Origin of the sequence: Archangium lansingense (genome assembly GCF_026626635.1) — a bacterium.
GTDB classification, from domain to species: Bacteria; Myxococcota; Myxococcia; order Myxococcales; family Myxococcaceae; genus Archangium; species Archangium lansingense.
In genome coordinates, this window is record NZ_JAPNKA010000001.1 from 6,073,584 (window position 1) to 6,079,180 (window position 5,597).

Consider the following 5,597-nt stretch of genomic DNA (forward strand, 5'->3'; position numbering starts at 1 on the left):
GGGCACGACTGCGATGAGCAAAGAATTCTACGAGAAGATCGCGAACCTCCCTCCCAAGAGGCTCGTGCTGCTGGCTCTCGAGCTGCATTCGGAGAGCGAGTCGCTCAAGCGCGCGCGTTCGGAGCCCATTGCCATCGTCGGCACGGCCTGCCGCGTACCGGGTGGTGCGCGGACGCCGGAGGCGTTCTGGCGTCTGCTGTACGAGGGCGTGGACGCCATCACCGAGGTGCCGCGCGATCGATGGGACGCCGAGGCGCTGTTCGATCCCGATCCCAGCAAGCCGGGCCGCACGTACGCGCGTTGGGGAGGATTCATCGACGGCGTGGATCGCTTCGACGCCGCGTTCTTCGGGCTCTCCCCTCGGGAGGCCTCGCGGATGGATCCGCAGCAGCGGCTGCTGCTCGAGGTGGCGTGGGAGGCGCTCGAGCGCGCGGGGCAGCCGCCGGATCAGCTCTCCGGGAGCCGGACGGGCGTGTTCCTGGGCATCATCGGGAGCGACTACGCGCAGCTCCAGGCGCGGCAGCTCGGCGCGGCCACCGACATCTACCATGTGACGGGGACCTCGCTGAACGCGGCCGCGGGCCGGCTCTCCTACACGCTCGGCCTCCAGGGGCCGTGCATGTCCATCGACACGGCCTGCTCGTCGTCCCTGGTGGCGCTCCACGTGGCTTGCCAGAGCCTGCGCAACCGCGAGTGCGACATGGCGCTGTCCGCGGGCGTCAACCTCATGCTGACGCCGGACGCGACGATCGCCCTGTCCAGCAGCCGGGGTCTCTCTCCCGACGGGCGCTGCAAGACTTTCGACGCCTCCGCCAATGGCTTCGTGCGCTCCGAGGGCTGCATCGTCTTCGTCCTCAAGCGGCTGTCGGATGCGCTGGCCCAGGGGGATGAGATCCTCTCGCTCATCGTCGGCTCGGCGGTGAACCAGGATGGCGCCAGCAGCGGCCTGATGGTGCCCAACGGCCCGGCACAGGAGCGCGTCATCGAACAGGCGCTGGCGAGCGGTGGGCTCGAGCCCTCGCGGATCTCCTACGTCGAGGCACACGGGACGGGCACCTCGCTGGGCGATCCCATCGAGCTGCAGGCCCTGGCTCGCGTGCTGGGGAAGGGGAGGAGTGCCGAGGCGCCGCTCGTCGTGGGATCGGTCAAGACGAACGTCGGGCATTTGGAAGCGGCGGCCGGGCTCACTGGCGTGCTGAAGACGATGCTCGCGCTGCGCAACGAGGCGATTTCGCCGAACCTGCATTTCAAGACCCTCAACCCGAACATCGCCCTCGACGGCGTGCCGGTGGCCATTCCGACCGAGCCCCGTCCGTGGCCGCGAGGCGAGCAGCCGCGCCTGGCGGGAGTGAGCGCGTTCGGCATCAGCGGGACCAACGCCCACGTCATCCTGCAGGAGCCGCCCGTGCGTGTGCCCCAGCCCCCGGCACCTTCGCGGGGCGCGGAGTTGCTCGTGGTCTCGGCGCGCAGCTCCGAGGCGCTGCGGGCGATGGCCGGGAGTCACGCGCGCTGGTTCGCGGAGAACCCGGGCGTGGAGCTTCGCGAGGCCTGTGCCACGGCGGCCCTGTCGCGCACCCACCATGAGCACCGGCTCGCGCTCGCGGGCCGCACGCCCGCAGAGCTCGCGGAGAAGCTGGAGGCGTTCTCGCGCGGAGAGTCCGCGCCGGGGGCGGCCGTCGGGCGCAGGTCGGGGTCGGCTCGCCGCCGCGTGGTCTTCGTGTTCCCTGGCCAGGGCTCTCAGTGGCTGGGCATGGGCCGGAAGCTGCTCGAGCAGGAGCCGGCGTTCCGGGCCGCGCTGGAGCGGTGCGACGAGGCCATCCGGGCCTGCGCGGGCTTCAGCGTCCTCGAGGTGCTCGCGGCCGATGAGGGCCGGAGCCGCCTCCAGGAGATCGACGTCATCCAACCCGTGCTCTTCGCCATGGAGGTGGCGCTGGCGGAGCTGTGGCGCGCGTGGGGCATCGAGCCGGACGCGGTGGTGGGGCACAGCATGGGCGAGGTCGCCGCGGCGCACGTGGCCGGCACGTTGAGCCTCGACGACGCGGCGAAGGTCATCTGCCGCCGTAGCCGGCTGCTGCGCGGCGTGAGTGGCCAGGGCTCCATGCTCCTGGTGGACCTGACGCTGGAGGAGGCGAAGCAGGCCCTGCGGGGCTTCGAATCGCGTGTCTCCGTCGCGGTGAGCAACAGCGTGCGGTCCACCGTCCTCTCGGGCGAGCCCGCGGCGCTCGAGGAGATCTCCCGCCACCTCGAGCAGCGGGATGTCTTCCGCCGCTTCGTGAAGGTGGACGTCGCGTCGCACAGCCCGCAGATGGACCCGCTGCGGCCGGAGCTGCTCGCGGCCCTCCAGGGAATCTCGCCGCGCGCGGCCCGCGTCCCCATCTGCTCGACGGTGACGGGGGTGATGACGGATGGCGCGGCGTTCGACGCCGGCTACTGGGCCGACAACCTGCGGGAGCCGGTGTTGTTCTCGAAGGCGGTCGAGCGGCTCGCCGTCGAGGGTCATGACATCTTCATCGAGCTGAGCCCGCACCCCATCCTCCTGCCCGCCGTCGAGCAGCATCTGCGGCACCTCGGGCGCGAGGGCGCGGTTCTGCCGTCGCTCCGGCGTGAGGAGGACGAGCGCGGTTCGATGCTGTCCTCGCTGGGGGCGCTGTACGCCATGGGTCACGAGGTGGACCTGCAGCGTCAGCACCCGGTGCGCGGCCGGAGGGTGGCGCTGCCCACCTACCCGTGGCAACGCGAGCGCTTCTGGGTCGAGGCGCCAGCGCGTGCGCGCCGTGCCAGGGAGGCCGGGCATCACCCGTTGCTGGGCGCCCACCTGGCGCTGGCGGGGCAGGAGGGCGCTCACCTGTGGCAGACGGAGCTGTCCGCGGACAGCCCGGCATACCTCGAGGACCACGTCGTTCACGGTGAGGTCATCTTCCCCGGCGCCGCGTACCTCGAGATGGCGCTCGCGGGGGCGGCGGAGGCGCTGGGACCCGCGAGCCGCGCGCTCGAAGACGTGAGCTTCCAGGAGATGATGGTGCTGCCTCGCGAGGAGGCGCTCGCGGTGCAGATGAGCTTCGCGCCGGACGAGGCGGGAGCGCCGCGCTTCCGGGTCTTCAGCCGGCCGGCGGAAGCGGGCGGGGCCTGGATGCTGCACGCCGAGGGGCGGATCCGTGAGTGCGCCGGAGCGGAAGCCTTCGCGCTCGGGGAGGCGCGGGGGCGGTGTACGGAGCGCATGGACGGCGAGACGCACTACCAGCTCATGCAGGAGCGAGGCGTTGACTTCGGGCCGAGCTTCCGCGTGTTGAAGGAGCTGTGGAAGGCGCCGGGGGAGGCGATTGCCCGCCTCGAGCTGCCGTCCTCGGTCGCCTCGGAGATGGCGGTCCACCAGCTCCACCCGGCGCTGCTGGATGCCTGCTTCCAGGTCATCAACGGGGCGGGGTTGGGCGAGCGGCGGGGCGAGACGTTCGTGCCGATGGCGGTCGAGAGACTCCGCGTCCACGGGCGGCCGGGCCGGGCGCTGTGGGGACACGCCCTCGTAAGGCCCGGCACGAGCAGCGGGAGGGGCACCGTCGAGGCGGATGTGACCCTGCTCGATGAGGACGGCCGTGTCCTGATGGAGGCCAGGGGCCTGATGTGCCGGCGCCTGGATGCGGTGCGGCGGCGCTCCGCGGACGAGATCGACGGGTGGATGTACCAGGTCGACTGGCAGGAGGCGCCGCGCGCGGAAGCATTGCCTTCCACGGAGTCCGCGCAGGGGGCGTGGCTCGTGCTCGCGGATCGCCAGGGCTTCGGCAAGAAGTTGCAGGCGGTGCTGCGCGAGCGTGGCGAGCCGTGTGTCCTGGTCTCCCACGGAGACGAGTCACGCCTCATCGAGCCGGGCCACTACGTCGTCGATCCGTCTCGGACGGAGGGATTCACGCGAATTCTCGAGGCCGAGTTCGGTTCCGGTCAGCCGGCGTGCCGCGGTGTCGTGCATCTCTTCAGCCTCGACGCGCCTCGGCCGGAGGAGGGGCCAGAGGCCTTGGATCAGGCACGGTCGCTCGGGGTGGAGAGCGCGCTCCACCTCACGCAGGCCCTGGTGTCTGCGGGCTTCCGTGACATGCCCAGGCTGTGGCTGGTGACGGAGGGGGTGCATGCCGCCAGGCCCGCGGAGCGTGCGCTCCACGTCGAGCAGGCACCGCTCTGGGGGCTCGGACGGGTCCTCTCGTTGGAGCATTCCGAGCTCCGGTGCTGCAACGTGGACCTCGGGGCCCTCGACGAGGCGCAGGCGCGCGTGTTCGCCGACGAGCTCCTGTCGTCGACACCGGAGGAGCAGGTCGCGCTCCGGGGTCCGGCGAGGTTCGTGGCGCGGTTGTCGCGCATGGAGCGCGCCATGGTCCCCGAGGCGGAGCTTCGAGCCGACGGCACCTACCTCATCACGGGAGGACTCGGTGGCCTGGGTCTGAAGCTCGCCGAGTGGTTGGTGTCTCGCGGTGCCCGCCACCTCGCTCTGCTGGGCCGGGGAGGTGCGTCCGCGGAGGCGCAGCAGGTCATCGACGCGCTGCGCGCGGCCGGTGCCGAGGTCCGGGTGTGCAAGGCGGACGTGGCGGTGCGGCCGGAGCTCGAGCGGGTGTTCGCGGAGCTGTCGGCCGGGATGCCTCCGCTCCGGGGCGTCTTCCACGCGGCGGCGGTCCTCGATGACGGCGTGCTCGTGAACCTCACCGCCGAGCGCCTGCGCGCGGTGATGGCGCCCAAGGTCCGGGGCGCGTGGAGCCTGCACGAGCTGACAGCGGCGGCTCCGCTCGACTTCTTCGTGCTCTTCGCGGCGGCGGGCTCGCTCCTGGGCTCGCCGGGACAGGGCAACTACGCGGCGGCCAACGCCTTCCTCGATGCGCTGGCGTCATACCGGCGGGGCCTTGGGTTGCCCGCGTTGAGCATCGACTGGGGCTCCTGGGCCGGGGTGGGCCTGGCGGCCGCGGCGGCCAACCGCGGCGAGCGCATCGCCCAGCGCGGCGTGGACAGCATGCAGCCGGCGCAGGCCCTCGAGGCGATGGGCCGGGTGCTGGGTGGCTCCCACGCGCGCGTGGCGATCATGCGCTTCGATCTGCGGCAGTGGCGCGAGTTCTACCTCACGGCGGCGCAGTCTCCGTTCCTGTCACGGCTCGCGCGTGAGCAGGCCACCGGCGGCGAGCGTCCGGTGGAGCGGGGTGCCTTCGTGGAGACGCTCCGGGCGGCAGAGCGGCTGGAGCGGGCGCGGCTGCTCGAGGCCCACCTGTGCGAGCAGGTCGGCCATGTGCTCCGGCTGGCCCCTTCGCGGATCGATCCCCAGGAGCCGCTCGGCAACCTGGGGTTGGACTCCCTGATGAGCCTGGAGATCCGCAACCGGCTCGAGGCGAGCCTGGGGCTGCGGCTCCCGGCGACGCTGGTGTGGCGCTACCCGACCGTGGCGGCGCTCGTCGAGCACCTGGCCGAGCGACTGCAACTTCCCATCACGAACAAGGCCGAGCAGCAGCCCCAGGACGAGGCGGCGGCGCTCGAGGCCGAGATCGTCAACAACGTCAAGCAGCTCTCGGACGAAGAGGCCGAGGCGCTCCTCGCGGAGAAGCTCGCCGCGCTGAACGAAGAGATTTGAC

1 protein-coding gene is annotated in these 5,597 nt (G+C 71.9%); it reads left to right on the plus strand.

Annotated elements, in window-relative coordinates; genetic code table 11:
* Positions 1 to 13 precede the first annotated feature (13 nt).
* Positions 14 to 5,596: a type I polyketide synthase gene (locus tag OV287_RS24820; protein ID WP_267536513.1), complete on the plus strand. Its 5,583-nt coding sequence runs from the start codon at positions 14 to 16 to the stop codon at positions 5,594 to 5,596.
* Position 5,597: the final 1 nt, after the last annotated feature.